Origin of the sequence: Candidatus Pelagibacter sp. (genome assembly GCF_052048095.1) — a bacterium.
Classification (GTDB): domain Bacteria; phylum Pseudomonadota; class Alphaproteobacteria; order Pelagibacterales; family Pelagibacteraceae; genus Pelagibacter.
The window spans coordinates 367,447-387,724 of sequence record NZ_JBNAKG010000001.1; the positions used below are offsets into that span (position 1 = coordinate 367,447).

The window sequence follows — 20,278 nt, forward strand, 5'->3', positions numbered from 1 at the left end:
AGATTATTATGATATTAAATTTTATGGCTGAAAAATTAATTATTTCTTTTGAGGATTACAATAAAATTGTAGAAAAACTTGCAATAGAAATACATAAAAAATTTAAACCTACTGTTCTAGTAGGCATTATGAGAGGTGCAGCACCTATTTTAGATATTTTATCTCGAATATTAAAATTACCAATAGCTTACATTGTTATACAAAGTTACTCAGGTGACGGCATGGAAGATAAACAAGGAGAACTAATGTTTGCAAGAGAAATAAGCTCGTTAGCCAAAGAAGATGATTTCAAAAAAGTTTTGTTAATAGATGATTTATCTGACACTGGTTTAACTTTAAATAAAAGTATTGAGTGGCTTAAAAATTATGAACCTACAAAAAACTATATAAAAGAAATAAAAACAGCTTGTTTATGGAAGAAAAAATCATCAACTTTTGAACCAGATTTTTGTCCGGTAAAATTAGAATCAGATCCTTGGATTGTTCAACCAACTGAACATTATGAGGAGTTAAGTATTGAAGATATAATTAAAAAGAATAATCAGGGCTAGTAAAAATACTAGCCCTGAAAAAATTTAGCCTACAATAAAGCTTATTGCACTAAGACCTGCAATTACCCAGATAGCAGGTGAAGTTTCTGAAAATTTACCAGTAAACAATTTAATTAAAGCATATGATACAAATGCTAAAGCTATACCATTACTAATACTATAAGTTAATGGCATCGATATCATTGCAAGTATAGCAGGAGCAGACTCGGCTATATCATCCCACTCTATATCAGTAATATTTCTTACAAATAATACCGAAACAAATAATAACGCAGCCCCATCAATTTGTTTTGGTAAACTAGTCGCTAAAGGAGCAAAAAATATACATGCCAAAAACAATAGACCAATTACAAGAGATGTCATTCCTGTTTTACCACCAGCTTTTACACCAGCGCCAGACTCTACATAACTAGTCACTGTCGTTGTTCCCATCATTGCACCAGCAACTGTACCAACACTATCTGAAAGCATTGCTTTATTTATATCTTGAACTTTTCCATTTTTATCAACTTTACCAGCCACATTAGCCACTGAAGTTAAAGTTCCTGCAGTATCAAAAAAGTCAATGAACAATAAAGTAAATATTACTGTAGACATTCCAGCAGTCATTGCAGCAGACAAGTCAAACTCAAACAAATATGTCATTGGTGGAGGAGAACTTACTATTCCATTAAATTTAGCAAGACCTGATGCCCAAGCTATTATACTAAAAGCTAAAATTCCAATTATAATATTTCCTTTTACATTCATTTTTTCTAAGACAATAATTGCAATGAATGTTGCACATCCAAGTAAAACAATTGGATCACCTAAGTTTCCTAATTTTACAAGTGTAACAGGATCATCAACAACTACTTCCATTATTTGTAAACCAATAATAGCTAAAAATAATCCAATACCAGCTCCAATTCCTAATTTTAAACTTCTTGGTATTGAGTTGATTAGCCAAGCTCTAATTGGTGTTAATGAAATTATTAAGAATAAAACTCCAGCAACTAATACAGCTCCTAAAGCTTCTTGAGGAGTGTACCCCATTCCAGCACAAACACCAAAAGCTACAAAAGCATTAATACCCATGCCCGGCGCTAATCCTATCGGCCATGTTTTTCCGTAGAAAGCCATTATGAAACAAGCAAGAGCAGTTGCTAATATTGTAGCCGTGTAGACAGCACCAAAATCAAAAAATCCTTTTTCTGGACCGGCGAACTCTCCTGACAAGATAAATGGATTTAAAAACATTATATAAGCCATTGTTAAAAAGGTCGTTGTTCCGGCTATTACTTCTGTTTTAAAATCTGTTTTATGTTTTTTATAATTAAAATAATTATCAAGCATTTTTCCTCCTAAACTTAATATCTAAGTGATTCTTTTTTGAATTACTCTGTAAAACTGTAATTTATTCACATATTACAACTTACAAGTTTATATTTTAGATTTTATTGAGTGCTAAAGTTAATCTTTATGAAAATTTTAAAAAATTTAACTCTTCTGGTCACATTTTTATTTTTGCTGTCAAACTGTCAAACTGTAAAAGATAAAACAGATCAGATTGTTAAAAAAGAAAATGAAAAATTAAGTACTTTTATAGGCAAACCTGTGTCAGTTCTTAAAATTGAACTTGGAAATCCTAATGAGGATTACTTAGATGAAAGTGGCAATAAAATTCTAATCTTTAAAACCAAAAAATACGGAATTCCTTGCGAAAGAAAATTCGAGATAAACGAAGCGGAAATAGTAATAGGCTTTGTGTCTAAAGGATGTTTTTAATTAACTTGCGGAGACAATATCTCCGCAAGTAAGGTTGATTACTTAATTTCAATAAGCTTTTTCTTTTTGTGCTCTGGAATTATTCTTTCACAAGAAATTGTTAAAAGACCATCTTTTAATTCAGCACCATTTACTTTGACATCATCAGCAATAGTAAACGATCTTGCAAATTGTCTTTGAGATATTCCTTTGTGAATGATTTCTCCATCAACAGTTTTATCTTCGTTTTTATTAACTTGTTTCGTTCTTACAGTTAATAAATTATCTTCAAACTCAACCTCAACATCATTTTTATTGAAACCAGCTAGAGCAACTTCAATTGCGTAGTTATCCTTGCCAGTTCTTCTGATGTTGTATGGTGGATAGTTTGATTGCATTGTCAAACCTCCATTCCCTAACATAGTTTCAAATTGGTCAAACATATCGTCGAAGCCAATTGAAAACGGTCTTAGTGAGTTAAATATAGATAGATCCTTACTTGTCATAGTTATCCTCCTTTTAATAAGCAAGTTTATTTATGTAAGCCCCATTAGGCGACCTACTGGAGATAAGTGGTAAGTAATTTTATAATTTCAAGATGACGTCTAAATTTTTTTCGCAATTTTTAAAGCAAATGCATAATCTACTGCTATCTCTTCTATTGCTCCATCTCTGCCAGATTTTCCACCATGTCCTGCATTCATCTCGGTCTTTAGTAAAAGTAAATTATTGTCTGTTTTGTAATCTCTAAGTTTAGCAGTAAACTTTGCGGGCTCATCGAACAAAACTCTGTTATCACTTAAACTGGTTGTAATTAAAATATTGGGATAATCCATTTTTTTTATATTGTTATAAGGAGCATAAGAATAAATATAATCAAAGTGCTCTTTAATATCTTTTGCATTACCAAATTCATCAAATTCTCCAATTGTAAGAGGAAGTGAATGATCTAAGTTCGTTGTTAAAGAGTCAACGAATGGGACTGCCATGATGATACCTAAAAATAATTCAGGTGCGCTATTAACAACAGCTCCCATTAATAATCCTCCTGCTGAGCCACCCATACCTATAATATTACCTTTAGATGTATAGTTATTTTCAATTAAAAATTTTGCTGCAAAAATATAGTCTTCAAAAGTATTTTTTTTATTTGTAAGCTTACCTTCCTTCCACCATTTCATTCCTTTTTCCATTCCACCTCTAATATGTGCGGTAGCCCAAATTATATCTCTATTTATTAGACTTAATCTTGTTGAGGAAAAAATTGGACTCATTGAGCTTCCATAGGATCCATAACCATATAATAATAAATTGGCTGAACCATCTAACTTAGTTTTTTTGTGTCTTGTAATAGTTAAAGGGACCAGTCTTCCATCGTGTGACTTATATTCAACTCTTTCAACAATATAATCATCTGGATTGTGTCCAGAAGGAATTTCCTGTTCTTTAACCAAAGATTTTTCCTTAGTTGCTAAGTTATACTTATATACCTGTGAAGGAGTTTTTGGTGAGGAGTAACTTAAATACACAGTGTCAGTATTTTTATCTTTTTGTATCAAAGAAATATTTGGAACTATTACTTTTTCGTCAGTAAAATTTATCTCTTCTTCGACTCCAGTGTTTATATTTTTAGCAAATATTTTATCTAGAGCATCTGATGTTTCAGATCTCAAAATCCAATTATTTAGAAAAGTACATCCTCCTATCAATACTTCATCTTTAGCAGGCACAAAATCCTTCCAATTCTGATTTTCTAAACTGTCAGCTATCTCAATTTTAAAATCTTCAGCATCTTCGTTAGTATGATTATAAAATTTATTTTTCCATGAATTAACTGAATACAAGACACCTTTTTTTCGTTTTTTTATTAACTTTGGATTTGGTTTATTTTCTTTTGCCTCGAAATAATATTGTTCAGAAGTGTTATGATCAGAAGTTGTAATAAAAAAATATTTTTCGTCTGAACTTAAACCTATGCTTACAGTAAATGCATCACTTTCTTCTTTAAATATAAGCTCATCTTTCTCGATAGATGTTCCTAGTTTATGTCTGTAAATTGTCCTTGCTCTATGATTTTCATCAAGCTTAGAATAAAATATATATCTGTCATCTAAGCTAAAAGTTATACTTCCAGATGTATCAGGAATTTCAGATGAAACTAATGTGCTTTTTTCTATATCTCTTATACTTATTGTGTAATATTCAGAGCCCTTAACATCTAGTGAATATCCTAAATACTTATCGTTAAAACTTACCTCAAGATCACCAACTCCAAAATACTCAACTCCAAGTTTTTCTTTTTCTTTATCTCCATTCCAAATTTCTTCAATTGAGTTTGTATCAATTTTTTTTCTTAATTTGATGGAGTAGTTTCCTTCAGTTGTTGTTTTAGTCCAATACTGGTAGGTATGATCTTTGTAAGGTAATGACTCATCGTCCAGTTTTATTCTGCCTTTTATTTCATTGAAAAGATCTTTTTGAATTTTTTTTGTATCTTCAAGATGATGATTGGCGTAATCATTTTCATTATCTAAATACTCTTTTACCTCTGGATTTAATTTATTTTTATCTTTTAAAACTTCTAGAATATCATCTTGATGTATCCAGCTATAATTGTCTTCCCATGTAACATTATGACATGATTTTAATTCTGGTTTTTTTTTAAGATATGGTATTTTCATCTAAGGACGAGATACATGAATATCATTATTTATACATTGGTAATTTTGACTTTATTTTATTTTATCCTTAAGTTCTTCAGTAGTATTTCTCCCAAAAAAATATCTAAAAGTTTAAGATTGTTAATAATTATAGGATCAATTTTATTAGCAATACTATTTGCTATTGGAGGAAAGTATTTATTATCTCTCCCATTAACTTTAGTTAGTCTAGGTTTAATGAAATTGAAAGGGCTTTCATTATTTCAATTGCTGTCGTTATACAGATTAATTCAAACTTTAAGAAATTCAGGTAGATACAATTTTAATCAATCGGTAACTCCAAATAATTCCGCTATGTCAGTAGAGGAAGCATATAAAATTTTAAATTTAGATATGAATAAAAAAGTTTCAAAAGAAGAAGTAAATAAAGCATATCAAAAAATACAAAAAAAAATTCATCCTGATATTTCACCAGAAACAGCAAGGTTATCTTCAATTGTAAATGAAGCAAAAGAAATAGTTCTAAGAAATATAGAGTAGTTTTAGATTTAATGAACTTTACTATCTGCAAAAGATTTGATTAAATTTTAATTATGAAAAATTTAAAAGGTATATACGCAGCTACAATTTCAGTTTTTAATGACGACTTGAGTCTTAATATTGATAAGACAATCAAGCATTCAGAAAAAATTATAGATGACGGTTGTCACGGTGTTGTTATGTTTGGCAGCACAGGTCAAGCTCAATATATATCAGTAGGTGAAAAAATTAATTTATTAAATCAATTATCAAAAAGTAAACATCATGAAAAATTTGTGATTGGAACAGGTTTAAATTCATTAGTTGAAATTATAAATTTTATGAAAACTGCACAATCTTTAAATTTTGATAAGTTTCTTATAATGCCACCAGCCTTTTATTCATATGATGATTATGGGGTAGAGAATTTTTATAAAAAAATTATTGAAGCTGTACCGGCATCTAAAATAATTTTATATAACTTTGAAAAATTGTGTGGTTTCAAATTTAGTGAAAATTTTGTTTTAGATTTAGTTAAAAAATTTCCAGATCAAATTGTTGGAATAAAAGATACGACTGGAAATTTGTTTGGCAAATTAAAAATAAAAGATTTTTCATATTTTTCAGGTACTGAGTTGAATTTATTGGAAGGTTTAAAAATTGGATATGCAGGAATTATTACTGCAAATTCAAATGTGACAGCAGAATTATCAAGAAAAGTTTTTGATGACTATTTTAATAAAAATCAACAAACAGTTAATGATCAGCTTTGTGCTATTAGAAAAGAATTTGATAAATACAATACAATAACTGGGTTGCACTCTTATTTAAGCCAATTCGACAATATGCTTGAGAATGTATTGCCTCCTTTATCTTTATTAAAAGAGGGAGATAAAGAAAATCTAATAAAAAACTTAAAGGAGCTAAATTTTGAACTAAAATTTAAATCCGTTGCTTAAAATGATACTTGCAAGATTTTTAAACAAAGTTTTCAAAAAAAATGGTTTTATATTAGTAGATGCCGATCAAAAGAAATACATCATAGGTACACCAATTAAAAAAAATCCTATTGTTGTAAAATTATTAGATAAAAAACTTCATTATAAATTGTTATTTAATCCTGATCTATATTTTGGAGAAGCTTATACAAATGGAACACTTGTTATAGAAAATTCAAATATATCTGAATTCCTAGATATAGCACTTTCAAATATTGGGAGAAATGAAATTAATTATTTTAGTTACATAATTAATAAATTCAGAGGTTCATATCGTTATTTAACTAATTTTAATTTTATAAAAAAATCAAGAATGAACGTTTCTCATCATTATAATATTAAGGATGACCTCTATGATTTATTTTTAGATCCAAAAAGACAATATTCTTGTGCATATTTTAAAAATGAAAGCGACAGTTTAGAAGAAGCGCAAAATAATAAAATTAAACATATTATAAAAAAACTTAATATAAAAAAAAATCAAAAAGTGCTTGATATAGGTTGTGGATGGGGTGGCTTAGCTATTGATATTGCTAAAAATTCTGAATGTGAAGTTACTGGAATTACTTTGTCTGAAAATCAATTTCACTACGCAAATAATAAAGCCAAGGAATTGAAAATAGATAACCAATTAAAATTTAAATTAATTGATTATAGAGAATTAAATGAAAAATTTGATCGGATTGTAAGTGTTGGTATGTTTGAGCATGTTGGAAGGAAGTTTTATAAAACATTTTTCAAACAAGTAGAAAAATTACTTAAAGATGATGGAATTTCACTGATACATACAATTGGCTCCGTTATGCCCCCAAGAGACCCGCATCCTTGGATAACAAAATATATTTTTCCAGGCGGATATACGCCAAGTTTAAGTGAGGTAACTAAACCAGTTGAAAAAGCTGGGCTAGTTGTTTCTGACATAGAGGTATTAAAATTGCATTATTCATACACATTAAAAAATTGGAAATTAAATTGTTTAAAAAATAAAGAAAAAATCATCAAAATGTTTGATGAAAGATTTTATAGAATGTGGGAATTTTATCTTGCAGGTTGTGAAATGGCATTTAAATGGGGCGATCAAGTTGTTTATCAATTTCAATTAACTAAAAATTATACTTCAACTCCTGCTACAAGAGACTATATTTACAGTTAAATTGTTGTTAGATATTTGACTTCTCTATGAAAAAATCAAAAAAAAAGAAAAATAAAAAGCAAAGTAAAAAGAAGAAGTCCAAAAAAAAGAAAAATTCTAAAATATTTGTTAAAAACAAAAAGAAAAACAATAGAAGATCTGTTGGTAAAAAGACAAAAAAAAAGAAGTCAAAAAAAACAAAAAAAAAACAAACCAAAATTAAATCAAAAACAAGTATTGTAAAAAAACTTGTCAAACTTCAACTTTCTTTAAAACCAAATATTAGTTTTAGTTTTTTATTTAATATTGAAAAATATATTCAATCATTTTTTGATAAAATAGATTCAACTATTGAAGATTATAAAAATTTTAAAGCAGAGGAAAAAAGACGCATACAACTTGAAAAGATCAAAAGAATTGAAGATGAAAAAAAAAAGGAAGAGAGAGAGAAAAAAGAGCAGGCTCAACTAGAAATTAAATTCAAGAAACAAGCAATCAAAGAAGAAATTAGATTGGAGAAAGAAAGAACAAGAGAAATAAAAGCTTTTTTACGAAAAGAACAAGCTCTAATCAGACTAGAGCAAGCTGAAAAACAAAAACAATTTCTTCAAAAAATTAAATTAGATAAACAAATAGAAAAATTTAGAATTAGAGAAGTCAAAGAGCTTGAGAAATTAGAGAGAATTTCATTAAAAGAAGAAAGGGAAGATTACGCGGAACTTCAGCAAAGAATTGACAAGCTCAAGGAAAAATATCGAATAATCCGTGATCAAAAAATTAGAGAAAGAGTAGAGGCACTAGGTGTAAAATTAGTTGGAGATGAGGATAGAGAAACACTACTTCAAAAAGAAAAAGAATTTACATTAGCAAGACAAAAAGTCGAGATTGCACTTGAAAGTTTTTATAGAAGCGCCACAAGCTTAGTTTTCCAATTGAATAAGAGACACATCACTAGACACATGTCTATTTTAAGATGTATTGACAGAAGATTTGAAACTGGAGAAATATTCATTCGATGGGATGAGTCGAGCGATGATGAATGGCTATTGCTTATTTATATAAAAAATAATTCTCCAGATGAAGGTATTGTAATAGAAGATAAAACAAATCCAGAGAAAAATAATTCTCATGAATATAAAAGCAATGAAATATTTAAAGCTTCAGACATGATGGTAGATTCATTAACTCAGTTAATTGGAAGAATGAGATCAAAGCCTGAAAATTAAAATAAATGTTTTCTAGTTTTATTACCTTAGTAATTTTATTTATAATTCTTAAATATATTTTAGCTTGGATCGATTACTTTAATAAATTAGATGATAGGTTGGGTGACTCGTTATGGAGATGGAGCTATGATTATCATGTTTTGGGTGAAAGAGACATATCCGATCTTGATGATAAAAAGTTTGTACGGTTAAGACGAAAGAGAAATGAAGTTGTAACTTATATGTATATTATATTTTTTATAATGTTTTTCATTTCTATGTGGTTTTTAAGTGAAATATTAATTTTCTTTTTTGATTAATTTTTAAGCTGATTTTTATTTTTTAAGTAAAGCAAGTAAGCAACACATTCATATCCAAAACTAAATATTTGAAAAATTATTGGTAGTTTAAAAAATTTATATAAAAATCTATATTTTGGAATTTTACTCCATAAAATTAAAAAAGCTTCAGCGCCACCTATAATTTTTTCTCCATCCTTAACATGTAGCCTTCTTAATAAATCTTTATTTGATTTTGATGTTTCCTTACACGCATTTTCATTATTTGTAATATCTACCCAATCTATTTCTTTACAATTTTCTTTTTTATAAAGATCAATTTCAGCCTTACAAATTCTGCAGGAATTGTTAAAAAATACTTTCATTGATTTACAGGTAATAGCTAAATTTTTACTTACAAGTGAGATGAATCTATTAGTTGAAATATCATCTTAACTGATTAAATAACCCCCATGTCTAAATTCTTTAATAATACAGATATTTCTAAAAATGATGTGGATGAAATTGTTTCTGAGACTTTAAATTCTTGTGATGATGGAGAATTATATTTAGAAGACTCTAAAACAGAATCGATCATGTTAGATGATAATAAGATTAAAAGTTCTAGTTATGCAACAGATCTTGGTTTTGGATTTAGAGCAATTTCAGGTGAGGTAATTGCTTATTCGCATTCTAACGAAATTTCAAAGGACTCGTTAAAACAATCTTCAGCCAATCTTAAATCAACTCTTAAATCAATTAGAGGCACTTATAATCACTCAATCCCAAAAACTAACAAAAAATTTTATGAAGAAATAAATCCTATAGAAGACAAAGATTTAAACTCTAAAATTAAATTACTTAATGATGTTAATAATTATATCAGGTCAAAAAATTCAAATACCAAACAAGTTACTGCTAATTTTAGTGGAGAACAAAAATCAATAGAAATAATAAGATCAGGAGGCGAAACCTTAAATGACGTAAGACCTCTGGTTAGGTTTAATGTATCTGTAATGCTTGAAAAAGATGGGAGAAAAGAGTCGGGAGTTTATGGAATTGGTGGAAGACAATCTTATGATGCCTATTTGAAAGATGATAATTGGAAGAATGTTTGTGATGAAGCTTTAAGAATAGCTTCAGTAAATTTAGAGAGCAAACCTGCGCCCGCTGGTGAAATGCCAGTTGTATTGGGACCAGGATGGCCTGCAATTTTAATTCATGAAGCAATTGGTCACGGTTTAGAAGGAGATTTTAATAGAAAGAAAACATCAGCCTTTCATAACTTGATGGGTGAAAAAGTTGCTAGTGAAGGGGTTACTATTGTAGATGATGGAACGATCGATAATCGAAGAGGAAGTTTAACAATTGATGATGAGGGAACTCCAACCGAAAAAACAGTTTTGATTGAAAACGGAATTCTCAAAAATTATATGCAAGATAGATTAAACGCGAGGTTGATGAAAACAAAATCTACAGGAAGTGGAAGAAGAGAAAGTTATAAGCACGTTGTTCTTCCTCGTATGAGAAATACAATGATGTTAAGTGGAAAAAATACTCAAGAAGAGATGATAGCCTCTGTTAAAAAGGGAATTTTTGCAGTTAGTTTTGGAGGAGGTCAAGTTGATATTACCTCAGGCAAATTTGTTTTTAATTGTACAGAAGCATATGAAATTGTTGATGGAAAGATTGGTTCACCAATTAAAGGAGCTACTTTAATAGGAGATGGTCCATCAATATTAAGAAAAGTTTCAATGGTTGGAGATGATATGATGTTAGATCCAGGAATAGGAACATGTGGAAAAGCAGGTCAAGGTGTTCCTGTCGGTGTAGCACAACCATCAATTTTGATTGATCAGATGACAGTAGGTGGAACTAAGCTGTAAAAATGATTAAAGATAAAAAATATCTAGAGAATAAAGGTTCTCAGTGTCTGGATTTAGCAAAAAAATTTGGAGCAACAGATTGTGAAGTTTTAGTATCAAATTCAATTGAAGAAACTGTTAGTTTTAGGAATAAAATTTTAGATGAGTCTAATCGATCAGATAGCTTAGTTGCTAGCATAACAACCTTTATTGGAAAAAAAAAATCTTCGATAGCTTCATCAAATTTATTGGATGAAAATCTTAAAACATTAATTGAAAGATGTGTAGAAACAACAAAACTTACACCAGAGGATGAATACAATTCTCTACCGGATAAAGACCTGTATTCAAAATCAAATCTTAATTTAGAACTTTACGATGAACAGAATTATGAAAATGATAAGAAAATAGATTATCTTAAAGAGCTAGATGAAAAAGTTTTTGAGGAAAAAAAAGTTATAAATACAGAATCTGGTTTTTCTCAAAATAAATCTAATTTTATATTAATGAATAGTGATGGATTTCAAGGAAGTCAAAACGCATCCTCTTTTTCTGCTTCTTGTGTTGTCGTCGCTAAGAGCCAAGATGGGATGGAAAGAGATTATGAATATACAAACAAATGTTATCTTAACGATATAAAAAAACCTTCAGAATTAGCAAAACTAGCAATTGACAGAACCATTAAAAAATTAAACCCTAAAAAAATTGGAAGTGAAAAAATAAATCTTATTTTTGATAAAAGGATTGCTAAAGGATTTTTAGGAGCATTCACAGGCGCAATTTCATCTTCTGCTATTTCAAGAGGCACTTCTTTTTTGAAAGATAAAATCGATCAAGAAGTTTTTTCTAATAGCATTAATATAATTGATAAACCTGATATTAAAAGAGGACTGGGCTCACAGATTTTTGATAGAGAGGGAGTTCAATCTAATGAACTTAAATTAATAGATAATGGAGTTTTAAAAAATTATTTAGTTGATACTTATAATGGTAAAAAATTAAATCTTAAATCTAACGGTAGAGCAGGTGGATCAACAAATTTGTATTTTGAAAAAGGTAAAAAATCATTTGATGAATTGTTAAATCTAACCTCAAGAGCGCTTTATATAACTGAAACAATTGGCCATGGCACAAACTTAATTACTGGTGATTATTCAGTTGGAGCAGCAGGATATATTGTTGAAAATGGTGAAATTAAAGAACCTGTGAACGAAATCACGATAGCTGGAAACTTTAAGGAAATGTTTAAAAATATTACTTTAGCAGATGATTTAGAGTTTGATTATGCAACAAACTCTCCAACAATGATGATTGAGGGGATGGTTGTTGCTGGAAAATGATTGAATATTGTGTGATTGGCTCAGGAATATCAGGAGCAACAATTGCTAATTTTTTATATAAAAAACATAAAGTAAAAATTTTCGATAAAGCACGAGGGCCAGGTGGCAGATCATCATTTAAAAGATTTGAAAATGAAATAGGTTATGACCATGGAACGCAATATATTTCACCAAAAAGTATTAAATTCAAAAGATTTATAAATGAACTTATTAAGAAAAGAGTTTTAAAAGTTTGGAGAGGGAAACATCTCTATTTTAAAGATAAAAAAAAAGAAATTAAAAATCATCAAAAAATTATTGGGTTAAGAGGAAATAATGATATTAGCAAATACCTGATTAAAAATATTGAAAGTCATTTTCAAAGTGAACTTAAAAATATTAAAAGAGTTAAAAACTATTGGGAATTGAAATTTTTAGATAACAGTAAAATTTATTGTAAAAATTTGATCTTAACCTGCCCATACCCACAGACTAAAAAATTATTAAGAAGATATTTGAACAAATCATTCTTTAAAAACAAAGTAAGTATGGATGCTAATATTACCGCAATGTTTACGTTGAAAAGAAAACAAAACAAAGTATGCAGCTATTTATTTGATGATCCTATCTTGGGATGGGCGTCATTTGAAAATAGTAAAGGAAGATTTAAAAGTAAATATAATCATTGGACTTTGCAAAGCACATATTCTTGGGCAAATAAAAATATCAATAAAAATAAAGATAATAAAATTAAAAATGCAAAAATATTGATTAAAAGATTCTTTGAACTCACGAAGTTTGAAAAAGAATTTCCAAAAAATATTTTAAATCATGGTTGGAAATATTCGTCTAATTCAAAACCATTTTTGATGAAAAGTTATTGGGACCCAAAAAAAAGAATAGGAATTTGTGGAGATTGGTTCGTTGGGCCAAGATTAGAATCTGGCTGGATAAGTGCTAGTGATTTATTTACTAAGATAAAAAAATCTAATTAAAATTTTTTATCCTATATTCCCAATCACCCATCCGCTGATATGAAACTTTCATAATTAATGAATTTTTTTTGTCATACCATATGTCAAAATCTAATCTTTTATCTTCTGGAATACTCATGTCTTTAGATTGCAATTTAAAATGCTCAACATCATATTCTTTTCCATATAGATTAATTTTTTCTTTACCGATGAAAGTCACAACTTGTTCTTTTATACTCCCTGATATTGGGCTTATTTGAGAATTTGCTTGTAGCACTTTATGACTCCACCAATTTCCTATCACATTATCTAGGCTTGCCTCACCTTTGTATGAAGATCCTTTAATATCATATAATTTTTTTTCTGGGATATATGTTAATTCAACAAATTTATTTTTTTTGTTTTGTTTGGTCTTCGACTCGTAGGAAATGAGCTGATCTTTCTCATATTTTTCTTCTCCATATCCTTCCACCTCAAAAATTGTGGCACCCAATAATTTAACAACAAATTTAAACTGATTAGTTACAGTTATTTTATTTTCATTTCTTTTGAAAAAATAAAAGTTATATCCTATGACTTCGCCATTTCTTAAAATTTCCATTTCAATTTTATTAAATTTTTTATAATGACCCATGTGGGCATAACAATTATGAGATATAAGAAAACATAATATAAATACTGTTATTTTTTTCATGGTAAGAATAAGCTTTAATTAAAAAAAAATTTAACGTATCAAGCAAAAATGTTTTTATCTATAAAAAAAATTCCAGTCAAAAGTTGGAGCTCAAAAGAAATCTTTAATTTTAAACCTCGTCTCAATACTTTTTTCTACTTGTGCTCTGGATTAACATTATTTGGATTTGGTGAAGCTTTACTGGTAGTGTCAACTACAGGAAATTCACCCTGGACAGTTTTGGCTGAAGGTGTCTCTATCATTGCAGATATTTCTATAGGAGTTGCTACTTTTTTTATTAGCATAGCAGTTTTATCTTTGTGGTTCTTTCTTAAACAAAAACCTGGTTTAGGAACAATAATGAATATTATTATTATAGCTATTGTGTTGGATATAACTATTAGTTCAATCAATCCACCTTCTTTAATTATTTCACAGTATTTCACTGCGGTATTGGGAGTATTTTTAGTTGGTTTAGGTAGTGGTTTTTATTTAACAGCAAATTTAGGACCAGGCCCAAGAGACGGCTTGATGACAGGTTTAACCAAAAGAACTAATCTACCAATTGCTCTGGTCAGAGGATGTATAGAAGTTAGTGCTGTTGCAGTTGGTTGGTATTTAGGTGGTAATGTAGGAATAGGGACACTAATTTACGCATTTGGCATAGGTCCATGTGTTGCTTTAGGTTTGTTTATTGTAGATAAAGTTTTTAATTAAGCAGCAGAAGCTTTTTCGCTTCTTTTTCTTTCGTGCGGATCTAAAATAGCTTTTCTAAGTCTACAAGACTCTGGAGTAATTTCTAAAGCTTCATCGCTGTTAAGCATACTTAATTGCTCTGCAATAGACATTTTTCTAACAGGTGTTAAGACTACGTTTTCATCTGTACCTTGTGTCCTCATATTAGTAAGCTTTTTACCTTTCATGACATTAATTATCATGTCGCCTGGTTTTGGAGAAAGCCCAACTATCATACCAGTATAGACAGGATCATTATGAGTAACAAACATCTCACCTCTTGCTTGAAGGTTAAAAATTGCAAATGCCACAGCTTTACCTTGCTCCATAGAAATTAATGCACCATTTCTTCTTCCCTCCATATCTCCTTCGTATGGACCATATTCATGGAAAATTCTATTAATAACACCGTTACCTTTTGTTAGGGTTAAAAATCTACTCGTGTATCCCATCAGGCCTCGAGTTGGTGCGTGAAAAATTAATCTCTTTTTATCTTTACCGGTATCTTTAAGTTCTATTAATTTACCTTTTCTTCTATTCATGGAATCTATTACTTTTGATGAATGCTCTTCATCCAAATCCATAGTAATCTCTTCAATTGGTTCTAATCTATTGCCATTTTCATCTTTTTGATAAAGAACTTTTGGAGGACTTACTGTCATCTCAAATCCCTCTCTTCTCATTTGAGTAAGTAAAATTTCTAACATTAACTCACCTCTCCCGCTTACAACAAAAGAGTCATTTCCATCATTTTCTTCAAATGTAATCCCAACATTATTTTGCGCTTCTTGAATAAGTCTATCTCTGATTTGCGTACTTGTTAATTTTGTACCTTCTGTTCCAGCTAATGGAGATGTGTTTACTGTAATTGTAATTGACATTGTAGGAGGGTCAATTGGTGTTGCAGCTATAGGTTCATTTACCTCTAAATCACAAATTGTATCTGCAACATTTGTTTTTTCTAATCCCGCAACAACAACAATGTCTCCAGCTTCACCAACTTCGATTGGCACTTTCTTAGTGCCTTCATATCTAAAAATTTTTGTTAGTCTTCCTTCATCAACTTTTTCACCATTTAAATTTAATGCTTTTATGGCTTGATTTGCTTTAGCTGTTCCTTGCGCAATTCTACCAACTAAACTTCTACCTAAAAAACTATCTGCATAAAGAAGTGTAGATAGCATTGCAAAAGGTTTTGTTTTGTCTAATTTAGCAGGCTCAACATGCTCTACTATCATATCTAAAAGAGGTTTTAAATTTTCTCTTGGTCCATCAACTTCTTTTGATGCCCATCCAGATCTTCCACTAGCATAAAGCACTGGGAAATCTAATTGTTCTTCATTTGCATCTAAGCTAACAAACAAATCAAATGTTTCATCTAAAACTTCATCTGCCCTTTGATCGGGTTTATCAAGTTTATTAATTACTACTATTGGCTTTAAACCCTGTTTAAGTGCTTTTGATAAAACAAACTTTGTTTGAGGCATTACACCTTCAGCTGAGTCGATTAATAGTAATGCACCATCAGCCATACTTAAAACTCTTTCAACTTCAGCAGCAAAATCTCTGTGACCTGGAGTATCAATAATATTTATTCTTGAATCTTTCCAATTAATTGAAGCTGGTTTTGCAAGAATAGTAATTCCTCTTTCTTTTTCTAGTTCACCAGAGTCCATTAATCTTTCATCAACAACCTCATTCTCTCTGAATGATCCACTTTGTTTCATTAAGTTGTCGATTAAGGTAGTTTTGCCATGATCGACGTGGGCTATGATTGTGATGTTTCTAATATTATTACTCATAAATTGAGGCCCTTATACTGATTTAAATCGATTTGAAAACTTAAAAAAAAGCATACCTGGCTTGAATAATATGAGAACTTTAAGACTAATTTGTCTTTTTTTGTTTTTCTTTTTTTAATTTTCTTTTTTCTTTTAAAGATAATTTTGGTTTTTTTTTCACACTAGAATCTTTAAAAGATTTACCACTATATCTTTTTGACATTTTTTTAAAAATATCCTTCTGTAAATTTTTTATATTCCAATAAATAGATAAATTCCATAGATTGCAAAAGTAACACCTGTCAGTCTTAAAATTTTTAAAGATATTGATGTTTTGATAGCATAATGACCAATCGCAACTCCAAACAAATGAAGTCCTGTTGTTCCTATTATAAATCCTAAAATAAATAAAATAGGACTTGCAGCTGCTGGAATTTCTAAGCCATGAGCAATACCATGAAACAAACCAAATATACCAACGAACACTATAATAAAATTAGTTGGAATTTTTTTTTCAATACTTATGGCTATTCCCAACAGTATAACAGAAAATATAATTCCAATTTCAACAAAATAAAAATTATCAATAATTAATGAAAAACCAAATATTCCTCCAATTATCATCAATACCACAAATGCAGATGGGACAGTCCAGATAGCTTTGCCTCCAATTTGAGCAGATATAATTCCAACACTTATCATTGCCAATAAATGATCTAAACCTAAAACTGGATGTGATAAACCATCAAGGAAACCAATTCTTCCAATGATCATATGAGCGAAAGCTGAAGTAGGAAAAAGAAACGATAAAAAAAGAAAAATAATTAAATTTTTGGTCATTTTTTTCTTTTACAAAGAATAAAAAAAAAGGCCATCTAAAAAGATGGCCTTTTTTAAATCTCGTCTTAGAGAGTGGGGTATTACATTCCCATACCACCCATTCCTCCCATGCCGCCCATGCCGCCCATTCCTCCAGGCATTCCACCAGCTGCACCAGAATCTTTTTCTTCTGGTTTGTCAGCAATCATAGCTTCTGTAGTTACTAATAACCCAGAAATTGATGCTGCATCTTGTAAAGCTGTTCTTACAACTTTAACAGGGTCTATGATACCTTTTGCAAACATATCGCAATATTCTTCACTTTGAGCATCATATCCATGAGTTTTTTTATTTTGCTCTAACAACTTACCAACAACTACTGAACCATCTACGCCAGCATTTTTCGTAATTTGTCTAATTGGTGCTTCAAGTGCTTTTCTTACTAAGTCTACACCTGCTTTTTGATCTTCACCTTTTACTTTAACTTTGCTTAGATCTTGAGAAGCGTATAATAAAGCACATCCGCCACCAGTTACGATACCTTCTTCAACAGCAGCTCTAGTTGCATTTAAAGCATCTTCAACTCTGTCTTTTCTTTCTTTAACTTCAACTTCTGTTGCACCACCAACTTTGATTACCGCAACACCGCCAGCTAGTTTAGCTAATCTTTCTTGAAGTTTTTCTTTATCATAATCTGATGTTGTTTCATCAATTTGTTGTTTAATTGAACCACATCTTGCTTCAATGTCAGCTTTTTTACCACTTCCATTAACAATTGTACTGTTATCTTTATCAACTTTAATTTTCTTACATGAACCAAGATCATCAAGTTTTACGTTCTCAAGTTTAATACCTAAGTCTTCAGAAATAACCTGACCGCCAGTTAAGATAGCAATATCCTCAAGCATTGCTTTTCTTCTATCACCGAAACCAGGTGCTTTCACAGCAACAACTTTTAAACCACCTCTTAGTTTGTTTACAACTAAAGTAGCTAAAGCTTCACCTTCCACATCTTCTGATATGATCATTAAAGGTCTGCCAGCTTGAACAACTGCTTCTAAAAGTGGAACCATTGGTTGTAAGTTAGTTAATTTTTTTTCATGAAGAAGAATAAATGGATTATCTAACTCTGTAGTCATTTTATCACTGTTAGTGATGAAGTATGGAGATAGATATCCTCTATCAAACTGCATACCTTCAACTACGTCTAACTCTGTTTCGATACCTTTATTTTCTTCAACAGTGATAACACCTTCATTACCAACTTTTTGCATCGCTTTTGCAATCATTGTTCCAATTTCTTTATCACCATTTGCTGAAATTGTTCCAACTTGAGCAATTTCATCACTGTCTTTAACTTTTTTTGCAGATGAAACTAGGTTTTCTTTTACTGTTTCTACAGCAGCATCTATTCCTCTTTTAACATCCATTGGATTCATGCCTGCAGTTACATATTTAACACCTTCTTTTACTATCGCTTGTGCAAGGATAGTTGCAGTAGTTGTTCCATCACCAGCTTCATCATTAGTTTTGCTGGCAACTTCTTTAACCATCTGTGCGCCCATGTTTTCAAATTTATCTTCAAGGTCTATTTCTTTAGCTACTGATACACCGTCCTTTGTTATTCTTGGAGCACCATAAGATTTATCCATTACTACATTTCTTCCTTTTGGTCCTAAAGTAACTTTAACAGTGTCAGCTAAGATGTTTACACCTCTTATCATTGCTGCTCTTGCTTCAGCATCAAATTTTACTACTTTTGCCATTGTATCTCTCCTTTATAATTATTTACTTACTTGAAATACCCATAATGTCTGACTCTTTCATTATGCTGTATTCTTTACCATCAATTTTAACTTCAGTGCCTGACCATTTACCGAATAAAACTTTATCTCCAACTTTGACATCCATTGGTATAGTTTTTCCATCTTCAGTTTTTGCACCACCACCTACAGCTACAACTTTTCCTTCTTGAGGCTTTTCTTGAGCTGAATCTGGTATGATAATCCCACCCGCAGTTTTCTCACTACTGTCTAAAACTTCTATTAAAACTCTATCGTGTAACGGTTTAAACTTCATAAATTCTCCTTTAAATAAATATGCTGGTCATATAGATATTTGACTTTGTATTTCAAGATCTCTTTAAATTCTCAAAGGCTAAAAAACTTAGAAAAATTGAGTTTTTAGGGTTATATCTAATTCGTATGACTAAAAATTTAGACAATGAGGGACTAAAATCAATAGTTAACAATTATGATCTTTTTTATATTGATTTGTGGGGGGTCGTTCATAATGGGATTTCACTTCATCAAGGAGCAATAGAAGTTTTATCAAATTTAGATAACTTAAAAAAAGATTACATACTTTTAACAAATGCCCCAAGACCCAATGAAACTGTAAAAGTATTTCTAAAAAAATTAAAAATGAATAGTCAACAAATTAACCATGTTTACACTTCTGGTCAGGCAGCTTTGAATTATCTATCAAAAAATTTAAAAGATAAATTGTTTTATCATATTGGACCACCAAGAGATTTTGATTTGTTTATTAATTTCAAAAAAAAAAGAATAGAAAACATAAATGAATGTGAATATATTTTATGCACAGGATTGTTTGATGATAAAAGTGAAGACCTAAATTATTACAAAGATTTATTTGAGAACAACTTAAATAAAATTATGGTTTGCACTAATCCAGATTTAATAGTTGATCGTGGAGAAAAAAGAGAATTTTGTGCAGGATCAGTAGCAATGGTTTTTGAAAAAATGGGAGGTAAAGTTATATATTTTGGCAAACCTTATCCTGAAGTTTACAATCAAGCTTATAATAATATTGGTAAGAAAATATTATGTATTGGAGATAATTTAAACACTGATATTAAGGGTGCAAATCTTCTAAACTTTGATTCATTAATTGTTTCAAATGGTATTCATAAATCAGAAATAGAAAATGAAGGTATTGATAAAGTATCAAAATCTTACGAGTCAATTCCAAACTACATTCAATCTAATTTAAAATGGTAA

Annotated in this window: 21 protein-coding genes; 12 read left to right on the forward strand and 9 right to left on the reverse strand. The window is 29.9% G+C overall.

Annotated elements, in window-relative coordinates; translation table 11 throughout:
- Nucleotides 1–8: 8 nt before the first annotated feature.
- Complete coding sequence (locus ACTT9P_RS01930) at nt 9–551, forward strand: phosphoribosyltransferase (protein WP_440909009.1); 543 nt, start codon at nt 9–11, stop codon at nt 549–551.
- Between the two features lie 24 nt (nt 552–575).
- On the opposite strand, the gene ACTT9P_RS01935 is transcribed toward ACTT9P_RS01930, so the two are convergent.
- Nucleotides 576–1,886 (reverse strand): NCS2 family permease, encoded by a 1,311-nt coding sequence (locus tag ACTT9P_RS01935; protein WP_440909010.1) that lies wholly within the window; start codon nt 1,884–1,886, stop codon nt 576–578.
- Nucleotides 1,887–2,012: 126 nt separating this feature from the next.
- Between ACTT9P_RS01935 and ACTT9P_RS01940 the strand changes: the two genes are divergently transcribed.
- On the forward strand, nt 2,013–2,318 hold the full coding sequence (locus ACTT9P_RS01940) for a hypothetical protein (RefSeq protein WP_440909011.1): 306 nt from the start codon (nt 2,013–2,015) through the stop codon (nt 2,316–2,318).
- 38 nt (nt 2,319–2,356) lie between these two features.
- Here the strand turns inward: ACTT9P_RS01940 and ACTT9P_RS01945 are convergent, their stop codons facing one another.
- Nucleotides 2,357–2,803, reverse strand: coding sequence for an Hsp20 family protein (locus ACTT9P_RS01945; protein ID WP_440909012.1), 447 nt, complete (start codon nt 2,801–2,803; stop codon nt 2,357–2,359).
- Nucleotides 2,804–2,902: 99 nt separating this feature from the next.
- Nucleotides 2,903–4,978, reverse strand: coding sequence for a S9 family peptidase (locus ACTT9P_RS01950; RefSeq protein ID WP_440909013.1), 2,076 nt, complete (start codon nt 4,976–4,978; stop codon nt 2,903–2,905).
- A 15-nt stretch (nt 4,979–4,993) separates the two neighbouring features.
- Between ACTT9P_RS01950 and ACTT9P_RS01955 the strand changes: the two genes are divergently transcribed.
- Genes ACTT9P_RS01955 through ACTT9P_RS01975 form a run of 5 tightly spaced genes read left to right on the forward strand, consistent with a single transcriptional unit; the run spans nt 4,994 to nt 9,131 of the window.
- Nucleotides 4,994–5,497 carry a DnaJ domain-containing protein gene (locus ACTT9P_RS01955; protein WP_440909014.1) on the forward strand — a complete coding sequence of 168 codons (504 nt, stop codon included), beginning with the start codon at nt 4,994–4,996 and terminating at the stop codon, nt 5,495–5,497.
- 53 nt (nt 5,498–5,550) lie between these two features.
- Nucleotides 5,551–6,435, forward strand: a complete 885-nt coding sequence (locus ACTT9P_RS01960) for a dihydrodipicolinate synthase family protein (RefSeq protein WP_440909015.1) — start codon at nt 5,551–5,553, stop codon at nt 6,433–6,435.
- 1 nt (nt 6,436) lies between these two features.
- Entirely contained in the window at nt 6,437–7,627 is a 1,191-nt protein-coding gene (locus ACTT9P_RS01965; RefSeq protein WP_440909016.1) for a class I SAM-dependent methyltransferase, read from the forward strand.
- Nucleotides 7,628–7,653: 26 nt separating this feature from the next.
- Entirely contained in the window at nt 7,654–8,832 is a 1,179-nt protein-coding gene (locus ACTT9P_RS01970) for a hypothetical protein (RefSeq protein ID WP_440909017.1), read from the forward strand.
- Nucleotides 8,833–8,837: 5 nt separating this feature from the next.
- Nucleotides 8,838–9,131: a hypothetical protein gene (locus ACTT9P_RS01975; protein ID WP_440909018.1), complete on the forward strand. Its 294-nt coding sequence runs from the start codon at nt 8,838–8,840 to the stop codon at nt 9,129–9,131.
- On the opposite strand, the gene ACTT9P_RS01980 is transcribed toward ACTT9P_RS01975, so the two are convergent.
- Nucleotides 9,128–9,475 (reverse strand): DCC1-like thiol-disulfide oxidoreductase family protein, encoded by a 348-nt coding sequence (locus ACTT9P_RS01980; protein ID WP_440909019.1) that lies wholly within the window; start codon nt 9,473–9,475, stop codon nt 9,128–9,130. The two genes, ACTT9P_RS01975 and ACTT9P_RS01980, sit on opposite strands and share 4 nt — an antisense overlap.
- Before the next feature lie 87 nt (nt 9,476–9,562).
- Here ACTT9P_RS01980 and tldD point away from each other — a divergent pair, with 87 nt between their 5' ends.
- The 3 genes from tldD to ACTT9P_RS01995 are packed head-to-tail and all read left to right on the forward strand — an operon-like array spanning nt 9,563 to nt 13,268.
- Nucleotides 9,563–10,975, forward strand: a complete 1,413-nt coding sequence (gene tldD, locus ACTT9P_RS01985) for a metalloprotease TldD (RefSeq protein ID WP_440909020.1) — start codon at nt 9,563–9,565, stop codon at nt 10,973–10,975.
- A gap of 2 nt (nt 10,976–10,977) precedes the next feature.
- Nucleotides 10,978–12,294: a TldD/PmbA family protein gene (locus tag ACTT9P_RS01990; protein WP_440909021.1), complete on the forward strand. Its 1,317-nt coding sequence runs from the start codon at nt 10,978–10,980 to the stop codon at nt 12,292–12,294.
- Complete coding sequence (locus ACTT9P_RS01995) at nt 12,291–13,268, forward strand: NAD(P)-binding protein (RefSeq protein ID WP_440909022.1); 978 nt, start codon at nt 12,291–12,293, stop codon at nt 13,266–13,268. Before ACTT9P_RS01990 ends, ACTT9P_RS01995 begins: the two co-directional genes overlap by 4 nt.
- Here the strand turns inward: ACTT9P_RS01995 and ACTT9P_RS02000 are convergent.
- The gene (locus ACTT9P_RS02000) at nt 13,261–13,941 is read right to left on the reverse strand and encodes a DUF6134 family protein (protein ID WP_440909023.1); all 681 of its coding nucleotides are present in this window, start codon (nt 13,939–13,941) and stop codon (nt 13,261–13,263) included. The genes ACTT9P_RS01995 and ACTT9P_RS02000 overlap by 8 nt on opposite strands.
- A gap of 48 nt (nt 13,942–13,989) precedes the next feature.
- Here ACTT9P_RS02000 and yczE point away from each other — a divergent pair, with 48 nt between their 5' ends.
- Complete coding sequence (gene yczE, locus ACTT9P_RS02005) at nt 13,990–14,637, forward strand: membrane protein YczE (protein ID WP_440909024.1); 648 nt, start codon at nt 13,990–13,992, stop codon at nt 14,635–14,637.
- Here yczE and typA read toward each other — a convergent pair.
- From typA to groES, 4 genes are all read right to left on the reverse strand, one after another.
- Nucleotides 14,634–16,457, reverse strand: a complete 1,824-nt coding sequence (gene typA / locus ACTT9P_RS02010) for a translational GTPase TypA (protein WP_440909025.1) — start codon at nt 16,455–16,457, stop codon at nt 14,634–14,636. The two genes, yczE and typA, sit on opposite strands and share 4 nt — an antisense overlap.
- Before the next feature lie 231 nt (nt 16,458–16,688).
- A complete protein-coding gene (locus tag ACTT9P_RS02015; protein ID WP_440909026.1) occupies nt 16,689–17,276 on the reverse strand; it encodes a HupE/UreJ family protein in 588 nt (195 codons plus the stop codon).
- Nucleotides 17,277–17,356: 80 nt separating this feature from the next.
- Nucleotides 17,357–19,021 carry a chaperonin GroEL gene (gene groL / locus ACTT9P_RS02020; protein ID WP_440909027.1) on the reverse strand — a complete coding sequence of 555 codons (1,665 nt, stop codon included), beginning with the start codon at nt 19,019–19,021 and terminating at the stop codon, nt 17,357–17,359.
- 22 nt (nt 19,022–19,043) lie between these two features.
- Nucleotides 19,044–19,334 (reverse strand): co-chaperone GroES, encoded by a 291-nt coding sequence (gene groES, locus ACTT9P_RS02025; RefSeq protein WP_014952699.1) that lies wholly within the window; start codon nt 19,332–19,334, stop codon nt 19,044–19,046.
- Between the two features lie 125 nt (nt 19,335–19,459).
- Here groES and ACTT9P_RS02030 point away from each other — a divergent pair, with 125 nt between their 5' ends.
- A complete protein-coding gene (locus tag ACTT9P_RS02030) occupies nt 19,460–20,278 on the forward strand; it encodes a TIGR01459 family HAD-type hydrolase (protein ID WP_440909028.1) in 819 nt (272 codons plus the stop codon).